This is a genomic window from Pseudomonas sp. DF11 (assembly GCF_058148565.1).
On record NZ_JBYVYN010000009.1, the window covers coordinates 103,588 to 128,174 of the forward strand.

Genomic DNA, 24,587 nt, shown 5'->3' on the forward strand with positions numbered 1-24,587 from the left:
TTCTTTAACGGTGGTTGCTAGCTGACTGCCAACCTGATCTTTTAACACATCAATAAAGCGAGTTATCTTTGCGTCGACAAACTGTCAAGAGGTATAGACGGCATAAACGTTGCGCTCGTACGTGTGATAGTCAGGTAAAACCCGCACTAACCTCCCAGAGCGCAAGTCGTCGATGGCCGTGAATCCAGCCAGCAAGCCGATGCCAGCACCCTCCCGTATGGCAACCGCCATCGCGTCCATATCATTTACGCTGAAACTTGGCCCCGTGGGCGAAAATTTCGCGTCACCAGCCTTGCTCTTCAACTGCCACTCATCCCTCACATAGTCCACAGTGCCCAGCAGCAGGCATTGGTGATCTCTGAGATCCTCTGGCGTCACCGGGGCCGCATGCCTCTTCAGATAGTCTGGAGACGCTACCAAGACACAATGGCTGACTCCAATCTTCTGACTGACATACGCGGAATCCGGCAGCGTTCGGGCAATCAGGATCGAGACATCCAGTTGGTCTTCCAGCAGGTTGGGCATTCGTTGGGAAAGCATTAAATCCACGGTCACATCCGGAAATTCCTTGCGATACTCCAACACGGCGCCGGTGACCAGTTGCCTCGCCAATCCGGGTACGCAATGCACACGTAGAGTCCCCCTGGGATTCAAGGCTGCATTGCTTGCTTCGGCTTCCGCACTCTCGAGATCTGCCAAAATTTTCGTGCACCGCTCATAAAACCGCCGGCCCGCATCGGTCACCGAGAGACGCCGAGTCGAGCGTTGCAACAGACGAGCGTCGAGTACGTTTTCAAGTGCAGACACAGCACGCGATACGTTACCTACGGTGGAGTCCAGATGGTTTGCCACGGCAGTGAAACTGCCCATCTCGACAACCTTTACGTACACCGACATGTTCGAAAGTTTATCCATCCCGACCTTCCTGTAGATCTGACAAATACCCGTGATGACGAGCGAGTTTTCCAGATGCTACACGCTCCTCCCTGTGCTCGATATTACTTCTGGGTACAACAATGATTCCCTTTTGGCCGACTAAATCAAATGGCTCACCTTCCATAGACTTGGTTGCACAGGCCGCCTGAACAGGCCCTGCGGTACAGCCACCCAGGCGACGATATTCATACGAATCTCTGACAACCAACTGAAGGCCAAATCATGAACACTTCCTACGATCCGCTTTATCTTTTTATCGGTGGTGAATGGATCAGTGCCGAAGGGCGCGATACTGCCTCTGTCGTTAACCCGGCAACCGGACGTGAAATCGGACTCGTCCCCCTCGCCACCGCAGTCGACCTTGATCACGCCCTTGAGGTGGCTCGACTGAGCTTCGAAGAATGGCGCCAGACCGTACCTGACAAGCGCGCGAAAATCCTGAAACGGGCCGCCGATCTGATCCTGGAACGAGCACCTCACATTGCGGCGCAGATGACCCTGGAAGAAGGCAAGCCGCTGGGTGAAAGCATGGATGAAGTTACCCGCGCATCTGAGTACTTTGAGTGGTTCGCCGAAAGCGCCCGTCGTATCGATGGCCGTGTTGTACCCGCCAACCGTCCAGGCGTGCTGCAACTGGTAAAACGCCAGGCCATCGGCCCTGTGGCTGCATTCACACCCTGGAATTTCCCGGCCATCACTCCCGCTCGAAAGCTCTCGGCAGCTTTGGCCGCCGGTTGCAGTGTCATTCTCAAGCCAGGCGAAGAAAGCCCCTCCACGGCGCTGGCCCTGGCTCGCGCCCTCGACGATGCAGGATTGCCTAAAGGTGTATTGCAAGTGGTCTTTGGCGTCCCGGATCAAGTGTCCAGCCACCTGATCGCCTCATCGATCATTCGTAAGGTGACATTTACCGGCTCAGTCCCCATCGGCAGACTTCTGTCAGCCCGAGCAGCCGAGGGCGTCAAGCCAATTACCCTTGAACTGGGTGGCCACGGACCCGTGCTGGTATTTGAAGACGCAGACATTGAAAAAGCCGCTGTAGAGGGTGTCGCGAACCGGTTTCGCGGGACTGGCCAGGTATGTATCTCATCCACCCGTTTTCTGATTCAGCGTGGCGCATATCAGAGGTTTGTCGATCATTTTGTCGCTGCAACCAAAGCCCTGAGAATCGGTGATGGCCTGCATCCGCAGACTCAGGTCGGGCCGCTCGCCAACCCAAGGCAGTTGGCAAAGATGGAAGAGCTGATAGCCGATGCCGTCGAGAAAGGTGCACGAGTATTGGTCGGTGGCGAGGCCTTACCGGGTGAAGGCTTCTTCTTCCAGCCCACCGTTCTGGCAGATGTCCCCATGAACGCCCGCGTCATGCACGAAGAACCCTTCGGGCCCATCGCCGTGCTGATGCCTTTCGATGAGCTGACTGATGGCCTGAAAGAAGCCAACCGTTTGCCCTACGGGCTTTCAGCCTACGCGTTCACCTCCAGCGCTCGAACTGCAATTGACGTTGCTGACGGTTTGGAGGCCGGGATGATCGGGATCAACCAATACCGCATCGTCGCCACCGAGCTGCCTTTCGGCGGAATGAAAGAAAGCGGTCACGGCTCGGAAGGCGGCATCGAGGGCATTGAGCACTATCTCACCCACAAATTTATCAGCCAGGTTTAGGAAACTTTCCCATGTCCAATATCAATTTCAGCAGTCCTCGCGAAGCGGCCCGAGCGTTTACACCGAAACTGTCGCAATTCGTCGACTCAACTCTCTATCCGCAGATCTGGAGCGATCCCGCGTTGTCCCCCCGTGACCGCAGCCTGATCACAGTGGCCGCATTGATTGCCGGTGGTCACTCAGAAGAGTTGCCTGCACACCTGCGGCGGGCGGTGAGCAATGGGGTTACTCATGACGAAATTGCGGCGGCGATAACCCACCTGGCGTTTTACGTGGGTTTCCCTGGCGCCATCACAGCGTCTGCTATTGCTAATGCAACGTTTACCGAATCGGAGAAAAACTAATATGAAAGCCATCAATATCAGAGAATTCGGCACGGCGGACGTACTGGAACTCGCAGATGCTCCCACTCCTGAAGTACGCCCTACCGACCTGCTAGTGCGTGTCTATGCGGCGGGCGTGAACCGTGCGGATCTGACTCATCGAACCGGTGGATATGGCCATCCGAATTTCGGCGACTCGCTGATTATCGGGTTGGAAATCGCTGGTGAGGTGATTGAGAAAGGTAGCGCGGTTACGGGGTTCGAGGTGGGGGATCGAGTGATGGGCGTAGTCGGAGGCGGCGCCTATGCCGAACTGGCACGCATCGACTACCGCATGGCCATGCACATCCCTGCGCAGCTCGACTATGTCCACGCGGCGGCAATTCCCGAGGTCTTCGTCACCGCCCATGAAGCGATGATGCACCTGGCTCGGCTGAAATCCGGCGACTCAGTATTGATTCACGCTGCCGCTGGAGGCGTAGGGTCTGCCGCAGTGCAATTGGCATACGCCACAGGTGCCACGGTGTATGCGACAACCGAGGCTAGCAAGTTATCGCGTGTGGAGCATTTGGGAGCCGATGTAGCTATTGACTACAAGACACAGGATTTCGCTGAAGCCATTGCCGATAAAACGAATGGCCGGGGTGTCGATGTCGTTATCGACTTTGTTGGCGAACCCTACTTCGCACGCAACGTCGCGTCTCTTGCTCACGGTGGCCGCATGGTCCAGGTCGGTATCCTCGGCGGTGGCGGCAAGGTGACTGTGGAGTTGGAGCACATCCTCTACCGTCACTTGCAAATCATCGGCACGGTCATGAAGTCCCGCACGCAGCCGGAGAAGCACGACATGATTAAGCGCTTCCGCGAGCATTGGCTTGATCGCTTCGATGGCGCTGGAAGCCTGGAGCCGGTCGTTGATAGCACTTTCCCGCTGTCACATGCTGCCGATGCCCATCGCCGGATGGAGTCGTCCGAGAACGTTGGGAAAATTATCTTGACGATGCGGCCAGAAGACTTGGTTTGAGTCGGGCCGTATCGTCAGCGGCGAATGGAGGAAATTGAGTCGAGTATCGACCGTTACCTGACTGCACTCGATTCGCCGGATAAACAGGTCTCACTGACCGATCCAGGCCACGACAAGAGTCGGTTGGCGAATCATGACGCAGTCAAATCAAGTTTTGCGAGGAGCTTGTCGGCTGCGTCAGATCGCCTGAGGTGGCTTTTCTGTTCGTTGCCCGGCACTCTGCCGGGCTTCGCTTTTGCGCTGACTGCCTCCACATTCAATCCTGCAAATCGGGCTCTGGCACCTTGAAGCTTCTGGCGACAGTTCTACGAAGAACAGGGACGCGTCCAAGCCAATCTAGGCTATCTGGAATTTAAAAATCTGCCCGTTGATTTCGTATAGGCGGAGGTCTTTATCAGATAGGCATGGGGTCGGTAATCTGGATAGCCCATGACCTCGTTTTTCCATCTCGGATCAAAAACGCCGAGATACTGCATCCAGTCAGGCAGTCCGTCATTGAGCGCCAAGTACGGGTTGAGAAAGCGGTAAGAAATGATCTACACGCTCGATCATTAACCCTCATTTTTTGGCATATTCACGATCGATCCATCCCATTAAGCTACCCCGCACTCATATCCTGGCAGGCAGTTCGGTAGCGCATCATGTTAGAAATCCGCAAGGCGGGCGATCGCGGAAGCACCCGTTTGCCTTGGCTCAAATCCCGCCATTCGTTCTCCTTCGGCGGCTACAAAAATCCGCAGGAAATGGGGTTCTCCGACCTTCGGGTCATCAATGACGACCGTGTGGCTCCGGGTAAAGGGTTCAGTCGGCATGGCCACCGCGATGTCGAGATCCTCACCTACGTGCTGCAAGGAACCCTGGCCCATCGGGATACCCTGGGGAACAGTGCGAAGATCAAGGTCGGTGAGTTTCAGCTCATCAGCGCCGGATCAGGCATCGAACATAGCGAGCTCAATGCATCGAGCACCCAGCCCGTCCACTTTTTGCAGATCTGGCTGACACCGCAGGCCTCCCGCACCAAGCCCAGCTATCAGCAGAAGCAATTTTCAGTCGATCAGCATCGCGGGAAGCTCCAGCTGATTGCCTCAAAAGAGGGAGCCAGCGGCTCGCTGAAGGTGCGTCAGGATGCGAGGATCTACGTAGGCCGCTTTGGTGCCGGCGACTCGGTAAGCTTGCCAATCAGCAGCCGGCGACAGGTCTATGTGCACGTGATTGATGGTCGGCTCCAAGTGAATGGCGTAAGGCTTGCGCAAGGTGACGGGCTAAAGCTGGCTGACGCCAGAAAGCTCGCGATTTCAGCTCCCGCCGACGCACAGGTGATGGTGTTCGACCTCCGCTCTGTGACAGAAAAATCATCTAAGCCCAAGACCGCTGGCCTGTGTGTCACGCGCGCGTGCGGCAGTCGAAAGCGATGAAACCGGTAAGTCCGTGTCCGGTACCGTAAGCATTTCGGCTTTCGATCAACGACAGCTACGCGGCGTCGGCGGTATGCTTCACCCTGAATAGCCAATGACCATCGTTTTTTGGAAAGCTCGTGATGGCAATTGCCGTACCCCCTGACCTGGATAGCGCGGAACACCCGATCCAGCCCCTGGCCCGCACCTATCCCCGGGGCCTGGCAATCGAACCTCACATGCATGATTGGGGGCAGCTGCTGTATGCAGAGAGCGGGCTCATGTGGGTCGACACGCCGAGCGCCGCACTGCTGGTACCGCCCCATCGCGCCGTCTGGATTCCTCCGCTTATCCATCATGGAGTTCGCGTGGTCTCCGACCTGGAAATGCGCAATATCTACCTGCGAGAAGAACTGGCTGTCCGAATCGGCAGCGAGCTTACGGTGGTGGAGGTCAGCCCATTATTGCGTGAATTGATCAGACGTCGTGTCAGCGTGGGAGCAACACCTGATGAGATCTACCGAGATGCCCTGGATGGATTGCTGGTAATCGAGCTGCGGCAAGCACGCACCGCCTCCCTGCAAGTACCCATGCCCGCCAATGGCGATCGACGTTTGCGCAACCTATGCGAGAACATCCTGCGAACGCCCTCCCTGAGCATCTCGTTCGAACAGCATGCCCAAGCCATCGGTGCCAGCACACGGACACTGACCCGCCTGTTCAACCTGGAGCTGGGCCAGGGGTTTACCGAGTGGAGGCGACAGGTGCAACTCGCCTACGCGTCTGCCCGTCTGCTCGATGGTGCAGCCGTCAGCGCCATTGCCGACGAACTCGGTTTCAATTTGGGCAGCTTCAGCGAGATGTTCCGCCGCTCGATAGGCGTTGTACCTTCCGTCTACGCCTCCCGTCACCTGCAGAGATGAATCCAAACTGTCAGATACGCGTAAGTATCTGGCAGGTGCGGCAGGACGGACGACCTTAAGCTGGGACACATCATCCACTTGAGGTAACGCATCATGAAGGCTCTGCAGTTCACGGCTACCGGCAGTATCGATCACCTGAGCCTGGTCGATCTGCCTACCCCTACCCCGGCTACCGATGAGATTCTGGTTCGCGTCAAAGCTGCAGGCCTCAATCCGAGCGATGTGAAGAACGTCCTTGGGCGCTTCCCCTACACCACGCTGCCTCGCGTACCAGGTCGGGACTTTGCAGGCGTTGTTGAGCAAGGCCCTGCGGACATGATCGGTCAGGAAGTCTGGGGCACGGGCAAAGGCCCTGGTTTCCTGCGCGATGGCTCGCATGCCGAGTTCTTCACCCTGCCCGCAACCGGCGTGGCGTTGAAGCCCAAAAGCCTCTCGTTCGCCCAGGCAGCCGCCATCGGGGTGCCCTTCACGACCGCCTACGACGCTGTTGAGCGCACTGGCATCAAGCAAGGCACGTCGTTCCTGGTCATTGGTGCCAATGGCGCTGTCGGTACCGCTGCATTGGCCCTGGCGAAGATCCGCGGAGCACGCGTGCTGGCCGCCGTGCGCAGACCAGAACAAGCCGCTGCACTTGAAGCCAAGGGCTACCAGACCATCGTTCTCGACTCGGCGCAATCGCTGGGCGCTCAGGTCGCAGAGGTTTTCCCAGGCGGTGCCGAGGTAGTCTTCGACACCACCGGCTTCTGGCTCCCGGCGTCGGTGTCAGCACTCGCGAACTTCGGGCGTATCGCGATCATCGCGGCCCCTGTCGACGGCATGGTGAATTTCCCAGCATTGGCGCTGTACCGCAAGGGTGGCGTACTGGTGGGCGTCAATTCCCTGCTGTATGACACCACGCAATGCGCAGCCATGCTCAAGGACTTTGGCCATTACTTCGATGAAGGTGTGCTGCCTGCGCCAGAGGGTGTTCGCGAAGTGGCGCTGATCGATGGCATTGCCGAATACAAGGCTGTCGAGGGTGGCAACAGCGACAAGACCGTACTGATTCCCTGAAGGGGCGTGCTGGGTAACTCTAAACCCACCGGAGCATTTCCGGTGGGCGTTGATCATTCGAGGATCCTCACAGCATAGAACTGGGCTACGGGCGCACCAATGCTCAGCATCGCCTAGCGAGTGGCGCTTTGCTGCGCTACGTCTCCTCTCGATTAAACATTCGTCGAAAAACGCAAACACTCAGGTCGCTCAAAGCGCAATTGTTCGCGGATCTAGCCACGCGTAGCCTCACCTCCAAGCCTCCCGCCAATTGACTCGGTGAGCGCCAACACTCAGCAGCCTCGCCCGAATAAAAATAAAAGGAAGCAGGTATGTCCACACGTGCGTTTAAGAATGCAGCGCTTTGTCTCGCCCCCATTTTGACAATCGGAACCCTTATCTCTGCGAGTGCGCTCGCAGCAGACCCCCTGGGCAGCCTGGTCGGTAGTACCGCGCTGGGTAAACAGCTGAAAGAGGACTATGGGGTCAAGGTGTACGGTTGGGCTCAAGCGGGCCTGATCTATAACAACAACTCCACCGATGACGTCAGCAAACAGGCGTTTTTCAACACGGATGAAGGCTTCAACCTCAACCAGTTCGCCTTGGGCATCCAGCGCTCCCCTGCCAGCAATGTCCAAGGGCGCATCGGCCCGTTTCCAGGCCCCATGCCGCAGGAAGCCGACTGGGGCTTCAACGTCACGACGGTCTATGGCAAAGACGCCCGCTACTTCAAGACCTACGGTTGGGATGAAGACCTCGGAGTCAACCGAGACAACAAGCCCGAGGACGAGGCGTTCACCATCGCTCAGGCGTACCTGGAGTTCTACTTCCCCGTACTCGGTGGCTCGGACTTGATGCTCGGCATCTTCCATACCCCGCTGGAGAATGAGATCGGCTTTGCGCTGCCCTCCCCGGCGCCCACAGACTTCTACAGCCACACCTATTCCTTCATGCATGGGCCAGCCAAGCATGCCGGTGCACTGTACTCCTTCAAGCTGCCGTCGGCGCCCGGCGAAAGCATGCTCGGCTTCGAGGTCGGCGTCGTTCAAGGGTGGAACAACCTACAGAGCGAGAACCACGACCCACATGTTATCGCCAACGTCCGTTGGCGGTCAGCCGACTTTGGCACATGGGTGGACTGGGAAAACATCTACGGCAATGGTGGGGGCGACAGCTTCGCCAACTGCGCATGTGGCTCCCCCATGCCCGCTGGCACTGAAGATGACACCGTCCAGCGTTACGAGACCTACCTGACCATTTCGCACCAGCTCGATCCGGCGAACCGAATTGCTGTTGAGACTTCGTACGGCAAACAAAAGAACGGCGCGCTCGCAGGCTTTGCCAACAAAACCGACGCGACTTGGTACGGCGCCAACTTCAATTTCCATCATAAGTTGAGCGAGAACCTTAGCTGGAACAGCCGGGCAGAGTGGTTCTACACCGACGCACCGGTACATGTGGTGATGGCCAATATCGACTCGCGCACCGGTATCCCTGACCCCAGTTGGGGCAGCTTCTATGCGGTCACCACCAATCTCTCCTGGCTGCCGGTACCGAACCTGCGCCTACGTCCCGAAGCGCGTTACGACATCCATTCCGGCCCCGGGCGAGATGCATTCGGTGACGGCAGTCGGGATGCACAACTGGTGCTGTCGTTCGACGCCACCGTCTTCTTCTAAACCCTGTCCGCCACCTGACCTGGTTCGGGTGGGCGGCCAGTCCTGGAATTCATCCCAACGTAGGAGCTGACCATGCGAGACGACAACAATAAAAACCTCGTCAGTGGATTACCGGTAACGCGGCGCAACTTCCTGCGCGCCACTGGCGTCGTGGCAGGTACCGCTGCGCTCGCCAGCATGCCTTTCGGGCCGTTGTTGGCTGCTGAGCGCACCATCAAGATTGGCTATGTGAGCCCGCAAACGGGGCCGCTCGCGCCCTTCGCTGCAGCTGACCAGTACATCCTCCAATCGCTGCAGCGCGTAATGAATAACACGATCGGCATCGGCGGCAAGACCTACAAATTCGAGGTCGTGGTCAAGGACAGCCAATCGAACCCGAACCGGGCAGCGGAGGTTGCCAGCCAGCTAATCCTCTCGGACAAGGTCGACTTGATGCTGGTGTCCTCCACACCCGAGACGACCAACCCCGTATCCGATCAATGCGAAATCAACGAAGTCCCTTGCATCTCCACCGTTGCGCCCTGGCAGCCCTGGTTCTTCACCCGTGGCGGTGATCCGGCTCAAGGTTTCGAATGGACGTACCACTTCTTCTGGGGCCTGGAAGATGTCATCGCAGCCTATACGAGCATGTGGGCTGACCTGGACACCAACAGATCGGTGGCTGGCCTGTTCCCCAACGATGGCGATGGCAACGCTTGGGGAGACGCGAAACTGGGCTTCCCTCCGACCTTGAAAGAGAAGGGTTTCAGCCTGGTCGACCCAGGTCGCTTCCAGAGCCTCACCGACGACTTCTCGGCGCAGCTTTCAGCATTCAAGAAGGCCAACACCGAAATCGTCACGGGCGTGGTCATCCCGCCCGACCTCACGACCTTCTGGACGCAGGCGCGCCAACAGAACTTCGAGCCCAAGATCGTTTCCGTCGGTAAAGCGCTGTTGTTCCCAAGCGCAGTCGAGACACTCGGCAAGTCAGGGCACAACCTCTCGACCGAGGTCTGGTGGAGCCCCAATCACCCGTTCAGCTCCTCCCTCACCGGTGCTTCATCGAGCCAGCTGGCCCGCGAGTTTACCCAAGCCACCGGCAAGCAATGGACGCAGCCACTGGGCTTCGTTCACGCGCTCTTCGAGCTGGCTGTCGACATCCTCAAGCGAACCGAGGAAGTCGGCAATCCTGAAGCGGTGCGGGATGCATTGCGCAAGACACGCCTGAATACCGTGGTAGGGCCGGTGAACTGGAGCGACAGTCCGATCAAGAACGTGGCGAAGACGCCCCTGGTTGGCGGTCAGTGGCGCATGCAGGACAGCGGCAAGTTCGATCTGGTCATCACCAGCAACGCCAGTGCTACCGCCATTCCCGTTGGCGGCGAAATGCAACCGATTATTTACCGGTGAGGAGGTTGTGATGGAGCAGCTACTCGCACTGGAGAATGTGCATAAGAGCTATGGCTCGTTCAAGGTCACCGAAGGCGTCGACCTCTGTCTCCGGCAGGGCGAGGCACTCGGCATCATCGGGCCCAACGGAGCAGGCAAGAGCACCCTGTTCAACCTCATCGCGGGAGGCGTCATGTGCGATGTGGGCTCGATTCAATTTGATGGGCACGAGGTCACTCGGGAGCCGGTGTTTCGACGGTGCTATCGCGGGATCGGGCGATCCCATCAGATCCCGCATCCGTTCGTGAAAATGTCGGTCTTCGAGAATCTGCTGGTGGGCGCTTCATTTGGCGGCCAGCTGTCCGGGCTTGCAGCGCAGGAGTGGTGCGTTCATGTTCTCGAGCTCACTGGTTTGCTCAAGAAAGCCAACCAGCCTGCAGGCTCGCTGACGCTTCTGGATCGCAAACGGCTCGAAATGGCACGAGCGCTGTCGACACGTCCGAAGCTGCTCTTGCTGGACGAGATCGCGGGCGGCCTGACCGAACCCGAATGCCATGCATTGGTGGAGACCATCCAAGGCATCCACAAAGGTGGCACGTCGATCATCTGGATCGAACACATTGTGCACGCGCTACTCGCCGTCGTCAGTCGCCTGATGGTGTTGAACTTCGGTCGCAAGATTGCTGAGGGCGATCCGCACCAGGTCATGGCGGACAAGCATGTCCAGGAAATCTACATGGGCATGGGGAGCGCCGCGTGATGCTAACCATCAAAAATCTGTCTGCACGGTACGGCGACTTCCAGGCCCTGTTCGATATCAGCCTGGAGCTCCAACAAGGCGAGACCGTGGCCATCATCGGCTCGAATGGCGCAGGAAAATCGACCTTCTTGCGCTCGCTCGCCGGCCTCATCCGGAATGCACCGGATGCGATCGTCTTCAACGGCGCTGCAGTGGGCGATAAACCCGCCAACCAGATCCTCTCCTCAGGCATTGCCCTGGTACCAGAAGGTCGCCGACTGTTCCCGTCCCTGTCGGTCGAGGAAAACCTGAGCATCGGTGCTTATCGCAAGCGCCCGGGGAACTGGTCGCTTGAGCGGATCTACGAACTCTTCCCGGTATTGGAGAAACTTCGCAAACGCCCAGGCACTGCTTTGTCGGGCGGCCAACAGCAGATGGTCGCGATAGGACGGGCACTCATGTCCAACCCCCAACTGCTGCTCTGCGACGAGATCAGCCTGGGGCTCGCGCCCACTACCATCAAGGACATCTACGCCGCCCTGCCCTCCATCAAGGCAGACGGCACCACCGTCATGCTCGTCGAGCAGGACATCAACCAGGCACTGGCGGTCAGTGATCGATTTTACTGCTTCCAGGAGGGGCGCGTTTCACTGACCGGGAAGTCTGGCGAAGTCGGTATGGATCAGATCAAAGCAGCGTATTTCGGGGTGTAGCATGGACTGGATTAATACCGTACTGCAGGGTGTCCTGCTGGGTGGCCTCTACGCCATGTTCGCCGTTGGGCTGTCGCTCATCTTCGGCGTCATGCGCCTGGTCAACATCGCCCACGGCGACTTCATCGTGCTCGCGTCATACCTGGCCTTGGTCGTCGTGTCGCACTTCGGCCTGTCGCCCTTGGCGAGCCTTGCCGTAGTCGTTCCGATCATGTTCATCCTCGGGTATGTGTTGCAGCGCGTCCTGCTGAACCGCACCCTGGGCAACGACATCCTGCCGCCGCTGCTGGTGACCTTCGGGCTCTCCATCATTCTTCAAAACGGGCTGATGCAGGTCTTCTCCGCCGACAGCCAGAAGCTGTCACAGGGTGAACTGGAAGTGGCCAGCGTTAGCATGGGCAGCCTGAGCGTAGGCGTGATGCCGCTCATTGTGTTCTGCACCGCCGTCGTCATCATCGGCGGGCTGCAGCTGCTCTTCTACAAGTCATCGATCGGTCGGGCATTCCGGGCCACTTCAGATGACCAACACACCGCTCAGCTCATGGGCATCAATAACGCTCGAATATTCGGTATCGCGATGGCTCTGGCCATGGCCGTCGTATCCATTGCCGCCGTCTTCCTGTCAATCCGTACCAGCTTCGATCCCACGGTCGGCCCGGCACGACTGCTGTACGGATTCGAGGCTGTGATTATCGGCGGACTGGGTAGCCTCTGGGGCACCCTGGCGGGCGGCGTCATCCTGGGGGTTGCCCAGGCTGTCGGCGCCAAGATCGATCCTGGTTGGCAGATCCTAGCAGGCCACCTGGTCTTTCTTGCCATTTTGGTCGTTCGGCCTCGCGGCCTATTTCCCCGGAGTGTCGACTGATGAACAGCATGACAAACAACATAGGCCACCAGCTGGAAGTGGCCGATGCCCAAGCAGCACCTTCCTTTGTAGTGCAGCGCTCGACGCGCAGCAGCATAGTTGGCTTGCTCCTGATGACGATTGCCTTGACCATCCTGCTCAGCGCTCCCGCCTGGGCAGAGCGGGCCACGTTGCGCGTGATCGTGGAGTTCACTTGCTACCTCGCGCTGGCTCAGATGTGGAACCTGCTTGCCGGGTACGCGGGCCTTGTTTCTGTAGGCCAGCAAGCCTTCGTCGGACTAGGCGGGTATCTGTTGTTCATCCTGGCCACCAAGTTCGGTCTGCACCCAATGGCCGCCGTCGTGATGGCGGGCGTCGTGGTCGGGATCCTGGCGATTCCAACAGCCTTGATCGTGTTCCGGCTGGCCGGAGCATACTTCGCAATCGGCACCTGGGTGGTCGCTGAAGCGTTCCGACTGGGCATCGCACAGTCAGCAGCCTTGGGCGGAGGTTCCGGACAAAGCCTGCCAGTGGCCGTGGTGAAGCAGCTCGAGCCGCACCGAGAGGCGATCATTTACTACGCCGGCGTGTCGCTTCTGGTTGCCGCAGTGCTGGGGAGCTTTCTCTTCCTGCGATCCCGGCAGGGCCTGGCGCTCACCGCCGTGCGAGACTCGGTGACGGCAGCAGGCAGTTTGGGCGTGAACACCTACCGCATCAAGCTGATGATCTACGTCGCCACGGCTGCATTCACAGCACTCATCGGCGCCCTGCTGTTCTTGCAAAAGCTTCGGATCTCGCCAGATGCGGCCTTCAGCCTCCAGGACTGGACGGCAGTGGTCATCTTCATCGTCATCATCGGCGGAATCGGCACGCTGGAAGGGCCCATCATCGGCACCCTGCTCTACTTCGCGCTTCGAGGGGCGCTCGCCGAATACGGCACGCTCTACATGATCCTTCTCGGCGCAGTTGCAGTGGGGATGATGCTGTGGGCTCCCAAAGGCATTTGGGGCACGGTGCAGGAAAAGCTGGGGTGGCAATTACTGCCCATGCGCCGGCGCCTCATCATCCACTGACGAGAGTGACACAAGTATTGCGAGGCGGCTTCGAAGCACGTCTCGCAACGCTGTTGTAGCCCTGAGCACGGTCATGCCCTATCGCCAGCGCACACAGGGATGTCATCTCATGACATTCGTCGCTGCCTTGCTTGCCGGGCTGATGTCAGCCGTCTTGACCATGTTCCTGGTATCGATTGCCTCAGCCAGCACCACGAGCCCAACGAACGCCGCTGGGCCGACCGTCTTCTTCGCCATCTGGATCGCGTCATTCGTCGTAACGATGACCGCATCCACACCGCGAAAGCCTGGCGCCGACTGCTGCTTCCGTCAGCATCGCGTCGTTCATGATGCCGCTAGCGGGAACCATCTTCACCGACAGCTTCCAGCGCACCAGAACGCTATTTCCGCTGCGGAGCGAATACGTGCAGCTGTGGGCGGCACCTGGTCACAGGTGCACTGGGTTTCACAGGCTTCTTCCTGGGCGTAGTTGCACACACCCAGCGCGCCTTCTCTTCGGGATCAAATGAGACTGATCGATCTCGGGCTTCTATTCATGCGAGTCTACATTTCCCTTTTGGTCTTGTAGGTGCACGGTTTGCCCAAGGCTCACTGGAGCATGTAACTGCAGCGATAGGCGTGGGTGTCGATCCGCATGGATTCGTTGGCATAGTCGATGGCAATCGCGGACACGCTGGGCGGGGCTGTGGCCGAGGCAAGGTCTTTAGCGGCTCGTATCTTCGCCTTGGATCAGCCCCTGCAGTTCTGCTTCCTCTCCTCCACCCAAGGAGAAAGGGTATGGCTGATCCCCACCGTTTCTTTCAGGTAACTCCCGCGCTTCGCAAGCGTCAGCACATCCGGGGCTGTCGGGAAGTGCCCCAACAACTCAAGCGCGGTGTTCCTGGCATCAGGGATACGTGAATCATGTGTGAGGTTCTTCAGAAAATGGCGAGCGGCAACGGTGGAAATCGTACGGTGTACGAGCATGAGACGCTCCAGTAAACAGAGGGTGACCATGCCCGACCAGCCTCTGCCGATCGGGCACTATTCTACCCGACCGTGACGATTACGGCGTTGCCCTCAACCAAGATAAGCGCCCCACCTTCAACCCTGCAGGGCACGCTTTCGAGGTGCGCCCCGGCGCAGGGGCCGTCCACACACAGGCCATCCTCGAATCGGAACATCGCCGAGTGGTGCGCACACATGATGAGCTGGCTTTGGTAGGTACAGAAATCGCCAGGATTGTAATCCAGCGGAACAGAGAAATGAGGGCAGCAATTGCGATAGAGCCAGGCCTGCCCACCTCGCCTCACGGCCACCAGCGGCTGCTGCTTGCCCTTGATCACCACCTCCAGCGCCTTGGCCCCGCCCTCAGCGATGTCATCCAACCGGCAGAGCATCACCTGTTCGTCAGCCATCACGATAACTCCGGATTGCCCAGGCCCCAACTCCAGGGCCGCACCACGACCTGCTCAAAGATGCCGGCCCGCATGTAGGGGTCATCTGCCAGGAACGCTTGAACCTCCTCGACCGAGTTGGCCTCGACCACCAGCAGCGTGCCATTCATTTTCCCGCTGGCACATTCCAAGGTCGGCCCGCCGAGCCTGACCACAACGAAATGCGGCGATGGGTTACGCAGGTACTGTCGATGAGCCGCGCGTACACGCTCTCGCACTTGCCCTTGTTCAGGTTTGTCTGTGGCGAACACGGCGAAGTATTGGCTCACGATGGCACCCGGGGCAGCACAAAGTCATAGGCGGCGTGCTGGAACGCCCCTTTGAAACCGAACACCTTGGCCAGCGGATCGTTGGCCTCGCGGGGCTGATAGACCACCCGCAGCGAATCCTTCACACCGAACACGGCGTCTGAATCAAGATAGGGGTCGTCGTGATTGAAAAGGTGCGTCACCAAGGTTCGATACCCCGGTGCCTCGATCATGAAGTGCAGGTGGGCAGGACGCCACGGATGCCGGCCGGTTGCAGACAACAGCTGCCCTACCGGGCCATCGGTGGGAATCGGGTAGCTTACCGGTACCACGGTACGAATAGCATATCGACCTTGTTCATCGGTGTGGTAGCGCCCGCGCAGGTTTCCAGCCGGTTGCTCGGTGTCCTGGCCAGAGTACATACCATTGGTAGCGGTCTGCCAGATATCCAGGGTCGCATTGGCCAGTGGATAGCCGTCAGCGTCAGTGATCTTGCCTGTCACCAGTGCAGGAACACCCGGTGTGAAGGCCATGTTCTCGCCATACTCGCGGTCGGGCATGCCCTCGATGTAGAACGGCCCAAACACGGTGCTTTCAGTGACCGTGTGATGAGCGCGGTGATTGATAGCATCGACCAGCATCGACAGTCCGAGCACATCTGACAGCAAGATAAATTCCTGACGCACCAGGCCATCGCACATCTGGCCAGTGGAGGTCAGGAAGCGGATACCCTCTAGCCACTCCTGCTCAGTCAGCTCAACCTCCTGGGTGAAGGCGTGGACGTGACGAGCGAGGCTTTGAACAAGCTCGCGGAGCCTGGCATCCGGTGTAGCACTGAAGCTGGCAATCGCCTTTTCGGTGATCGTGGCTTCCGCAGGGGTCTGTTTCATTGTTATTGGCTCCCTGAAAAAGGACACAGGCTCCCTGCACGGAAGCCTGTGCCAAAGGTTGAACACGTCAGGCGGGTGCCATCCCCGACCTTGCTCGTTCCAGCATCTGCTCAATCGGCGCACGCTCAAATGGCCGAGGGTTGTAGTAGGGACTTTCACACGCAATCCGCGCGGTTTCCTCCGGCCCCTCAACCGGGAAGCCGATGGTCTCCAAAGCCAGTGCAATACCCAGCTTGCGGTTCAGCTCGTAGAGCAGAGGCCCAACCTCTTCCGCTTCAACACCGCCCAGTGCGCGGGCAGCGCGTTTGAGTTGGCTGGATGCTGCACTTCGGTTGTAGTGAGCCGAGTGCGGCAACATGATCGCGTGAGCCTGGGCATGGGGCAGATTGAAGGTACCGCCCAAGGTATGGCAAAGCTTGTGGTGGATCGCCATCCCGACCGAACCCAGGCAGATACCCGCCAGCCAAGCGCCATACAGTGCCTCTTCCCGCGCCGTTGCATCGCGAGGGTCAGCCACCACCGAAGGCAGCGCATTGGCCAGGGCCCGGATAGATTCTTCCGCCATTAAGCTGATCACAGGATTCGCATCCTGGGCATACAGTGCCTCTACCGCGTGAGCCATGGCGTTCATGCCTGAGCAGGCGGAGATTTCAGCCGGCAAGGTATGGGTGAGCCTCGGGTCGTAAATCACGGTCTTGGGCAGAACGCGGCTGTCTCGACCGGTTTTCTTCAGTCGGTTTTCCGTCAGGCCCCAGATAGGCGTCATTTCCGAGCCAGCGTACGTGGTGGGCACCGCGACAATCGGCAGACCGGAATCCAGGGCAATGGCCTTGCCCAGGCCGATGGTAGAACCACCACCGACCGCCACGCAGCAATCCGCCCCGCGTTTAGCAGCTTCCGTGCGAGCCGCCTGTGCAACCTCCAACGGCACATGCATGATCGCTTCGGGGTAAACGCCAGCGCTGCGTTGACCTATCATCCGAGCGATTTCCTCGCCCATGGCCCGCTGCTCTGGCGTGGTCAGAATGAGCGCGCGCTCGGCACCCAGTCGCTCGATTTCTTCGGCCAATTTTTCCAGCGCACCCGTGCCAAACACTACGCGACTGGGATTACCTTGATACGTGAAAGACTTCATAGCGACCTCAGCGTTTGAAGTGCGGTGGGATGGTGGCATCCACGTTGACCCAGACCGAGTGCGCCTCGGTATAGTCATGGATGGCCTCAAAGCCCATCTCGCGGCCATAGCCGGATTGCCCCACGCCGCCGAACGGGCTGCCTGGGCTGACACGCTTGTAGCAGTTGATCCAGCACATGCCGGCGCGGATCTTGGACGCCATCTTGTGGGCGCGCTGCAGGTTCTGCGTCCACAGGCCGCTACCCAGACCGTAGGCAGTGCCGTTGGCAATGGCCAGCGCTTCTTCGTCAGTCGAGAATCGCATCACCGTCACGAAAGGCCCGAACACTTCTTCCTGCGAAACGCGGTGGTGCGGCAAGGCCTCAACGACGGTCGGCTCGACGTAGTACCCGTCAACCAGACCCGGCGCGGTGGGCGCACGGCCTCCCGTGAGAATCTTCCCGCCCTCCTCCAGGGCAACTGCCACGTAGGAAAGTACGCGATCACGGTGCAGGGCCGACGTCAGCGGGCCCATCTCGGTGTTCGGATCCAGCGGATCACCCAGGCGGATGGACTCGGCCAGCTTGATGAATTTCGCCAGGAACTCATCGGCGATGCTGTCATGCAGCACCAGGCGGGAACCCGCGATGCAGGCCTGACCCTGATTGTGGAAAATGGCCCAGGCGGCACCGTTCACCGCCGCGTCGATATTGGCATCTTCGAAGACGATGTTCGCGCCCTTACCGCCCAGTTCAAGTTGGACGCGCTTGAGATTTCCCTGGGACGCCTCGACGATCCTTTTGCCAGTAGCCGTCGACCCAGTGAAGGAGATCTTGCCCACGTCGGGGTGATCGGCCAGCCGTTGGCCTGCCGTGTGACCGTAACCCGGTACAACGTTGACGACACCGTCAGGGAAACCGACTTCTTTCATGAGCTCGGCGATGCGCAGCGCGGACAGCGGCGTGATCTCGGAAGGCTTGATCACCACGGTATTGCCAGCTGCCAGGGCCGGGCCCATCTTCCAGCTGGTGAACATCAGCGGGAAGTTCCAGGGCACGATCTGTCCGACTACCCCGATCGGTTTGCGCTGGACATAGTTCAGGAAGCCCGCCTCGACGGGGATCACCGAACCTTCGATCTTGTCCGCCATGCCGCCGAAGTAACGGAAGCACGCAGCGGTGCGCGGCACGTCCAGATTACGCGAGTCGCGAATCGGGTGACCGGTGTCGCGCGACTCAAGCTGCGCCAGTTCTTCAGCATTCGCTTCGATGGCATCGGCCAGCTTGAGCAGCAGACGCCCCCGGTCCGCCGGCGACAGGGCTGCCCAGGCCGGGAAGGCACGCTGCGCAGCGGCAACAGCCAGGTCGACATCTTCTGCTTCGGCGGCAGCGATCCGAGTGAGCAACGAGCCGTCGGCAGGGCTCATCACATCGATTTCACCGCCTTTGATAGCAGGTACGAAGCGACCGTCGATGAAAAGTTGGTTTTGCATGGCAATGACTCTCCCTACGCCGCATCGCCTGCGACGTGGTTCAAAAGGTTCGGTGGAACGGATGATCAGAAGTCGACGGGATACGGCTTGAGTTCGCCGCTCTCGTAGCGCTGAGGCAGGTTCGGGGTGGCGTTCTCCCACACCAGCAGCATCGATCGCTTGGTGGAGTAGCCCTGATGACGTATGTCGGCAGGCATGGCGGCGATGTCGCCGGCTCGCATGGTCAACCGAGCGCGAGGAGTACCATCGTCTTTGTCACCCACATCCCAGATAATCTCGTCCGACATCTGCAAGAACCACTCAACGCGATCATTACCGTGGAAGACCGGCAGGATGTATTCCTCGGTGGTCGGACAGAACAAGCTGGCCTTGCACACCGAGCTGACCGATGGGTTCCAGGTCACGTCAGAACGCGACAGGTACTTGAACAGGTTGATGGCATGCAGCTCGCCTTCGAAGCCGGCGGCGACGTGCATTTCTGGTTCATCCTGAACGACATCTTCAAACTGGCGGTTAACCGGCAGGTCATTGCGCAATGGCGAATCGCCCGGCAGACCAGGCATACGCTTGGTGGCGATGCGGAAGCGCTCGATAGCCTCGATGTTGTCGCCACGCTTACGACCGAACGCGCTACCGGTTTCCTCGGGCGCGGCAAACGGATCGAAGCCTTCGTTTGTCCAGTCGCGCAGGATGGCCTTGAAGGTCGCCATGATCTTCGGCGTTTCGAATTGCTCGATGTAGTCGACCCCAGCATCGCGCAGTACACCGTTAAAGGTGCCAGCGTACAAGTCGACCTTGCCGTAGTGGTTGTGGGTACCGATCACAGAGTCGAAATTGACCCAGCCGTAGAAGAAGCCCCAGGCGACATCACGCATCAGCGCACGGAGGAAGGCATCTGCAGGGATCAGATGCGAGCGAGTTTGACCTTTGGCCGGCCACTCGACACGAGCGAAATACTCGTCGCGGGAAATGGTGAACGCGCCAAGGCGGAAAGTGCGATATCCGGTGATAGCGTCCGGCGCACTGGCATCCACCTCTTCGAGCAGAGGCAGTGTGGAATCGAGTTCGACAGTCTCAAGCATGGCCATGTTGCGGTCTCCTTATACGTTGCAAGTCGATTTACTTCAGGCAGATTTCTGCCCATTTCTCTATGGAGAGAGGGCCTTGAATGGTCTGCAGGAGAATCACGCCAGGGCGTGGACTTTCGAAACGGTAGGCGCAGCCGGCAGGCAGCAATGCCTGGTGACCACGGCGCAGAACGACGTAACCCATGGGGCGCCCTTTTGGCTCATCGCCAGCGAGCTGGGTGCCGTCGCCGCCCGCAAAGGGCTGATCGAGCTTGAGAAAGTCGATGCGCACGTCGCCGTCCATGCAGATGGCAAACTCATCATGCGCACAGGTGTACCAGGCCGAACGGCCCTCTGCGCGAAGCACCTCGATCACGTAGCCCAGGTTCAGGCCAACGATGACTTTCTCGTACGGGGCCGACTTATCGGCGACCTCGAAGACATTGGAGAAAGCGTAATGACGGGCGTCACCTTTGACGAGTTCGATGGTGCCCTTGCGGTAGTTCGCCAGAGAACCGAAGACAGTGCGATAGGCAGCAGTCATGTCGGATTACCTTTGTTGTTGTATTAGTGAGCTCAAGGTAAATCCCATGAGGATCGCCAACAATCCCACATCCACCGACCTCAGTGTTTGCGAAACACAAACAACTGAGGCAACGAAACAAGCCGACGGCCTGACACAGGCGAATGCCTATCGAATCCAGCCGCGCTCCAGCAAAGGCTTGTCCCAGAACGGTTCATCGGCCATCCGCTCGAGCAAAAAATCGAGCAACGTCCGCACCTTGAGTGCGTTACGCTGGGTTGCGGGGAAGACAGCAGAGAAGTTAAAAGAGGCGAGCGGATAGTCGGTAAGCAACGGCACCATCCTGCCACTTTGCAGCTCAGGACTTGCCACCAGGGTCGGCAGGCAGACCAATGCCTCCCCCGTCAGCGCGTAGTCGCGAAGCAAGTGCACGGAGTTTGAGCGTATATGGCCAGGCAAGCTCAGCTCGATAACGCCAGTGCTGTGGTGGAAGTGCCATCGGTTGCGGGTCGGATAACCCTCATAGAGCGCGATACGATGGTTCAGCAAATCTTCAGGGCGCTCCGGCACGCCATGTACGTCGAGATAGGCAGGCGTGGCGAGAAACAGCCTGCGGACACTGAATAGCTTTCGCTCGATGAGCGTTTCGGCTTGGGGCGGGAACATCTGGAAGGCGACATCAAACCCCTCCTCGATCGGGTCTACGACGCGGTCATTGACGATGACGTCAACTTCGATATCGGGATATAGCGTCGTGAATTCCGCGAGCAAAGTGCCGAAATGGTTGATGGCAAATCCAGGCAGCATCTGCACCCGAAGCTTGCCGACGGGCTTGGCGCGCTGATCGCGCATCTGCTCGGTCAGGGAATTGAACCCTGCAACCATGTCCGCGCATTCGCGGTAGTAATTTTCACCAATCTCGGACAACCGGACATGGCGAGTACTGCGGTGAAACAGCGGAGCTTTGATGAACGCTTCCAGCTGCTGAATACGGTGCGTCACCACGGAGCGGGTCACACCAAGCTGCTGCGCAGCACGGGCGAAATTGCCGGTCTCAGCGACACGAACAAATGCCTCAATGCTCAGTAGGCGATCCATTGGACACCTCCATGCTTTTATTTTTATGAATGCAGCAACGCCAGCTAGACCGTCTACGAGTCTAGCTGACGTGGGAGTAACTCGGGCCAGTCAAGGCCCAAGGATTATTTCTTCACGGCTTCCAGCGAGACGGTGATGGTCACGTCGTCGCCTACGTAAGGTACATACTTGCTCGCGCCGAAGTCGCTACGCTTGACGACCACTTCTGCGTCAGCACCGATGGCGTCTTTCTTGAGCAGCGGGTGCGGCATGGCGACGTAGTTGGTGATCTTCAGGGTGACCGGCTTCGTCACGCCCTTGATGGTCAACTCGCCGTCCAGCGCGACAGGCTTGTCGCCTTCGAAGCGTACCTTGTCACCCTTGAAAGTGGCGGTTGGATACTTGGCGGTGTCCAGGAACTCAGGGCCCTGAATGTGGCCGTTGAACGCGTCGAAACCGGTGTCGACCGAGGTGGTGTCGATGGTGATGTCAACCTTGGCAGTTTTCGCAGCCTTGTCGATGATCACGGTACCGGTGGTCTTGTTGAACTTGCTCAGCTGAGTCGACATGCCGAAGTGGCTGTACGAGAAACGCTCGAAGGTGTGCGAGTTGTCGATGACGAAGGTTTCCGGTGCGGCCATGGCTGCAGTGGCAGATACTGAAGCGGCGCCAGCGATCAGCAAGGCAGTGGTCAGTTTGGTCAGGGATTTCACGGTGTAATTCCTCGAATTCGGTTGAGGTGGATTGTTGGGTATCATTTAGCGGTCGCGGTGATGCGCACCTTGACCTTGATGTCATTGGCGACGACGTCGAACGATGACCACTCGCCTTCCCCAATCGCATAATCGCCGCGCTTGAGGACAAAGGTGCCTTCGAAGACACCGGAGCTGCCTTGTTCTGTGAAAGTGGCCGGGGCGACGATGTCTTTGCTGACACCCTTGATGCTCAGCTTGCCGGCGACGTCGTAGTTGTTTCCGCCCTTGGGCGTCAGGCCAGTCAGTTCAAAATGGCCTTTGGGGAACGACGCGGTGTTGAACCAGGTCTTGCCGACCACCTCATCGTCGTTCTCAGGCGAACCGGTATCTACGCTGGCAAGGTCGACATCCAGACTCGCCTTCGCGTTTTCCGGTTTGGCAGGGTCAAAACTGACCTGGCCATCGATCTTCTTGAAGTGACCATCCATCGAGACGCCCATCTGTTCGTAGGCGAATTCGATGCTGCTCTTGTCCGGCTGGAACGTGTTGTATTCAACAGCCCATACGGAGGTTGTGCCTGCACTCAGAAGTGCAAAGGCAAGTGCAAGCGTTTTCATAGTGTTCTCTCAAAGATGAACATTGAAACGAGGCAGCATCCGCTTAAAAATGTCGTCACGATCAATGATGTGATGTTTCAGTGCCGCTAGAACATGAACAGCCAGCAGAGCAATAAGGGTGATGTTCAACCACTGGTGAAGCGCTAACAGTTGATCACCCAGCACTTTGTCTCGGCTCACCAGATCGGGAAGTGGAAGTAAACCGAACCACACGGTTTGGAACCCCTTGGCCGAACTCATCATCCATCCCGAAACCGGTATCGCAAACATCAGCGCATACAGGGCCAGGTGTCCCAAGTGAGCGGCTGCCCGCTGGGCTGCGGCCATGGTCGAAGGCAGTGCCGGTGCTTTATGGTTCAAGCGCCATAAGACGCGAATCAGAGCCAATACAAACACGCTGACACCCGCCCATTTATGCCACGAGTACAACTTCAACTTCGAAGGCGAAATAGGCAGGTCATGCATATAAAAGCCTAGGCCGATCAAACCGAATATCATTACGGCAATAGTCCAGTGCAAGGCTTTAGCGGTTTTCGTGTAGTGAGTGTTCACGGTATAGGCTCTCTTTACAGCTGGCTTTACAGCTGTCGATTTAGGAGCCACTCTACCGCCAATCATTGATGCTAAAAAGTATACAATATGGAAATATCTGTTCACTCCGGAGTAAACAATGAACCGCATTGAAGCCATGAATGTCTTTGCCCGAGTTGCCGAGCTCGGAAGTTTTTCCGCTGCGGCTTCGCAGCTCGGCATTGCGCGTTCCATGGTCACCCGTCAAGTTGCCAACCTTGAGAAATTCCTAGGTGCCAAGCTCCTGGTGCGCACGACGCGGCACGTCTCGCTGACGTCTGCGGGTCAGGCTTACCTGGAAAAATGTCGGGAGATTCTGTCATTACTGGAAGAGGCAGAATCTGGGGTCATGGAAGAGCGCCACACACCCAGTGGATGTCTGCGCATCAGCTTGCCACTGAGCTTCGGTCTGAGCACCTTGGTGCCGCTGCTAATGGACTTTCGACGTGAATACCCGGACATCCGTCTCGCCCTGGACTTCAGCGATCGGACGGTCAACCTGGCGGAAGAAGGCATCGACCTCTCGATCCGGATCACGAGCTACCTCGATCCCATCCTGATCGTTCGCAAGCTCGGTGAGGCGCGCTTGCTCACCGTCGCCTCGCCCTCCTACCTGCTTAAGCACGGCGCCCCCGAGCACCCGGTCGACCTGAGCCGTCATGCGTGCCTGGGGTATTCCCCTCAAGTGAACAATCGTCCGTGGGCGTATTCCGTGGATGGCAAGCCAGAGCGGTTCTACCCCACCTTCGTCATGCAGGCGAACAATGGTGATGCCATGGCGCAGGCAGCGTTGAAAGGCCTGGGCATCACCCTGCTCCCAGACTTCATCGTCGCGCCACACATCCTGAAAAAGGACCTCAAGGTCGTACTTCAGGCCTTCGAGCCCTCGCCTTTAGGGATTTATGCAGTGCTGCCCAGCAACCGCTACGTCCCGCTGCGGGTGCGCGTTTTGCTGGAATACCTGTCGGAGCAGATTGGAAAGATCACCCCGGCGCTGAATGCCTCGGCTGGTTAAGATTGTTTAGCAAGAAGAGGAATGCTCTTAATCTTGGAAGCATCTACAGCGCGGCATGCCTGTCGATCCTGGTAGCCACGCAGCAACCGAGAAGTGAAGTCTGCCAGAGCTTTGAAAAAGGAAGGTAGGCAGCGGC

At 58.4% G+C, this 24,587-nt stretch carries 27 protein-coding genes; 13 read left to right on the forward strand and 14 right to left on the reverse strand.

What is annotated here, in order from left to right; all coding sequences use genetic code 11:
* Positions 1–84: 84 nt before the first annotated feature.
* The gene (locus tag AC30D9_RS23885) at positions 85–915 is read right to left on the reverse strand and encodes a LysR family transcriptional regulator (protein ID WP_490144990.1); all 831 of its coding nucleotides are present in this window, start codon (positions 913–915) and stop codon (positions 85–87) included.
* 243 nt (positions 916–1,158) lie between these two features.
* Here AC30D9_RS23885 and AC30D9_RS23890 point away from each other — a divergent pair, with 243 nt between their 5' ends.
* The 12 genes from AC30D9_RS23890 (at position 1,159) to AC30D9_RS23945 (ending at position 13,707) form a co-directional block, all read left to right on the forward strand.
* Positions 1,159–2,595 carry an NAD-dependent succinate-semialdehyde dehydrogenase gene (locus AC30D9_RS23890; RefSeq protein WP_134923778.1) on the forward strand — a complete coding sequence of 479 codons (1,437 nt, stop codon included), beginning with the start codon at positions 1,159–1,161 and terminating at the stop codon, positions 2,593–2,595.
* Between the two features lie 11 nt (positions 2,596–2,606).
* Positions 2,607–2,939 carry a carboxymuconolactone decarboxylase family protein gene (locus tag AC30D9_RS23895; RefSeq protein WP_134923777.1) on the forward strand — a complete coding sequence of 111 codons (333 nt, stop codon included), beginning with the start codon at positions 2,607–2,609 and terminating at the stop codon, positions 2,937–2,939.
* 1 nt (position 2,940) lies between these two features.
* Positions 2,941–3,942 carry an NAD(P)H-quinone oxidoreductase gene (locus AC30D9_RS23900; protein WP_307571151.1) on the forward strand — a complete coding sequence of 334 codons (1,002 nt, stop codon included), beginning with the start codon at positions 2,941–2,943 and terminating at the stop codon, positions 3,940–3,942.
* 641 nt (positions 3,943–4,583) lie between these two features.
* Entirely contained in the window at positions 4,584–5,357 is a 774-nt protein-coding gene (locus AC30D9_RS23905) for a pirin family protein (RefSeq protein WP_490144991.1), read from the forward strand.
* 122 nt (positions 5,358–5,479) lie between these two features.
* Positions 5,480–6,259, forward strand: a complete 780-nt coding sequence (locus tag AC30D9_RS23910; protein ID WP_490144992.1) for an AraC family transcriptional regulator — start codon at positions 5,480–5,482, stop codon at positions 6,257–6,259.
* Positions 6,260–6,352: 93 nt separating this feature from the next.
* On the forward strand, positions 6,353–7,312 hold the full coding sequence (locus AC30D9_RS23915; RefSeq protein ID WP_134923773.1) for a quinone oxidoreductase family protein: 960 nt from the start codon (positions 6,353–6,355) through the stop codon (positions 7,310–7,312).
* Between the two features lie 311 nt (positions 7,313–7,623).
* Positions 7,624–8,970, forward strand: a complete 1,347-nt coding sequence (locus tag AC30D9_RS23920; RefSeq protein ID WP_490144993.1) for an outer membrane beta-barrel protein — start codon at positions 7,624–7,626, stop codon at positions 8,968–8,970.
* Between the two features lie 72 nt (positions 8,971–9,042).
* Positions 9,043–10,359, forward strand: a complete 1,317-nt coding sequence (locus tag AC30D9_RS23925; protein WP_490144994.1) for an ABC transporter substrate-binding protein — start codon at positions 9,043–9,045, stop codon at positions 10,357–10,359.
* Between the two features lie 10 nt (positions 10,360–10,369).
* Positions 10,370–11,098 (forward strand): ABC transporter ATP-binding protein, encoded by a 729-nt coding sequence (locus tag AC30D9_RS23930; protein WP_490144995.1) that lies wholly within the window; start codon positions 10,370–10,372, stop codon positions 11,096–11,098.
* Positions 11,098–11,790 (forward strand): ABC transporter ATP-binding protein, encoded by a 693-nt coding sequence (locus tag AC30D9_RS23935; RefSeq protein WP_490144996.1) that lies wholly within the window; start codon positions 11,098–11,100, stop codon positions 11,788–11,790. Before AC30D9_RS23930 ends, AC30D9_RS23935 begins: the two co-directional genes overlap by 1 nt.
* A gap of 1 nt (position 11,791) precedes the next feature.
* Positions 11,792–12,655 carry a branched-chain amino acid ABC transporter permease gene (locus AC30D9_RS23940; protein ID WP_335944010.1) on the forward strand — a complete coding sequence of 288 codons (864 nt, stop codon included), beginning with the start codon at positions 11,792–11,794 and terminating at the stop codon, positions 12,653–12,655.
* Positions 12,656–12,663: 8 nt separating this feature from the next.
* On the forward strand, positions 12,664–13,707 hold the full coding sequence (locus tag AC30D9_RS23945; RefSeq protein WP_490145044.1) for a branched-chain amino acid ABC transporter permease: 1,044 nt from the start codon (positions 12,664–12,666) through the stop codon (positions 13,705–13,707).
* Positions 13,708–13,809: 102 nt separating this feature from the next.
* On the opposite strand, the gene AC30D9_RS23950 is transcribed toward AC30D9_RS23945, so the two are convergent.
* The 13 genes from AC30D9_RS23950 to AC30D9_RS24010 all read right to left on the reverse strand — a co-directional run bounded on the left by AC30D9_RS23950 (position 13,810) and on the right by AC30D9_RS24010 (position 23,418).
* Complete coding sequence (locus AC30D9_RS23950; RefSeq protein WP_490144997.1) at positions 13,810–13,983, reverse strand: hypothetical protein; 174 nt, start codon at positions 13,981–13,983, stop codon at positions 13,810–13,812.
* Positions 13,984–14,436: 453 nt separating this feature from the next.
* A complete protein-coding gene (locus tag AC30D9_RS23955; RefSeq protein ID WP_490144998.1) occupies positions 14,437–14,673 on the reverse strand; it encodes a hypothetical protein in 237 nt (78 codons plus the stop codon).
* Positions 14,674–14,735: 62 nt separating this feature from the next.
* Positions 14,736–15,104, reverse strand: coding sequence for a Rieske (2Fe-2S) protein (locus AC30D9_RS23960; RefSeq protein ID WP_307571163.1), 369 nt, complete (start codon positions 15,102–15,104; stop codon positions 14,736–14,738).
* Positions 15,104–15,412, reverse strand: a complete 309-nt coding sequence (locus tag AC30D9_RS23965) for a YciI family protein (protein ID WP_307571164.1) — start codon at positions 15,410–15,412, stop codon at positions 15,104–15,106. The genes AC30D9_RS23960 and AC30D9_RS23965 overlap by 1 nt, the downstream gene beginning before the upstream one ends.
* Complete coding sequence (locus AC30D9_RS23970; RefSeq protein WP_373459152.1) at positions 15,409–16,287, reverse strand: intradiol ring-cleavage dioxygenase; 879 nt, start codon at positions 16,285–16,287, stop codon at positions 15,409–15,411. The genes AC30D9_RS23965 and AC30D9_RS23970 overlap by 4 nt, the downstream gene beginning before the upstream one ends.
* 61 nt (positions 16,288–16,348) lie before the next feature.
* The gene (locus AC30D9_RS23975; RefSeq protein WP_490144999.1) at positions 16,349–17,416 is read right to left on the reverse strand and encodes a maleylacetate reductase; all 1,068 of its coding nucleotides are present in this window, start codon (positions 17,414–17,416) and stop codon (positions 16,349–16,351) included.
* Positions 17,417–17,423: 7 nt separating this feature from the next.
* Positions 17,424–18,887 carry an aldehyde dehydrogenase family protein gene (locus tag AC30D9_RS23980; protein WP_335944005.1) on the reverse strand — a complete coding sequence of 488 codons (1,464 nt, stop codon included), beginning with the start codon at positions 18,885–18,887 and terminating at the stop codon, positions 17,424–17,426.
* 65 nt (positions 18,888–18,952) lie between these two features.
* On the reverse strand, positions 18,953–19,975 hold the full coding sequence (locus AC30D9_RS23985; RefSeq protein ID WP_307571168.1) for a hydroxyquinol 1,2-dioxygenase: 1,023 nt from the start codon (positions 19,973–19,975) through the stop codon (positions 18,953–18,955).
* 31 nt (positions 19,976–20,006) lie between these two features.
* A complete protein-coding gene (locus AC30D9_RS23990; RefSeq protein ID WP_490145000.1) occupies positions 20,007–20,498 on the reverse strand; it encodes a cupin domain-containing protein in 492 nt (163 codons plus the stop codon).
* A 147-nt stretch (positions 20,499–20,645) separates the two neighbouring features.
* A complete protein-coding gene (locus AC30D9_RS23995; RefSeq protein WP_335944002.1) occupies positions 20,646–21,575 on the reverse strand; it encodes a LysR family transcriptional regulator in 930 nt (309 codons plus the stop codon).
* Between the two features lie 104 nt (positions 21,576–21,679).
* Positions 21,680–22,267: a YceI family protein gene (locus AC30D9_RS24000; protein WP_134923772.1), complete on the reverse strand. Its 588-nt coding sequence runs from the start codon at positions 22,265–22,267 to the stop codon at positions 21,680–21,682.
* Between the two features lie 41 nt (positions 22,268–22,308).
* On the reverse strand, positions 22,309–22,866 hold the full coding sequence (locus AC30D9_RS24005) for a YceI family protein (RefSeq protein ID WP_490145001.1): 558 nt from the start codon (positions 22,864–22,866) through the stop codon (positions 22,309–22,311).
* A 9-nt stretch (positions 22,867–22,875) separates the two neighbouring features.
* Positions 22,876–23,418, reverse strand: coding sequence for a cytochrome b (locus AC30D9_RS24010; RefSeq protein WP_490145002.1), 543 nt, complete (start codon positions 23,416–23,418; stop codon positions 22,876–22,878).
* 118 nt (positions 23,419–23,536) lie between these two features.
* Between AC30D9_RS24010 and AC30D9_RS24015 the strand changes: the two genes are divergently transcribed.
* Positions 23,537–24,451: a LysR family transcriptional regulator gene (locus AC30D9_RS24015; protein ID WP_490145003.1), complete on the forward strand. Its 915-nt coding sequence runs from the start codon at positions 23,537–23,539 to the stop codon at positions 24,449–24,451.
* Positions 24,452–24,587: the final 136 nt, after the last annotated feature.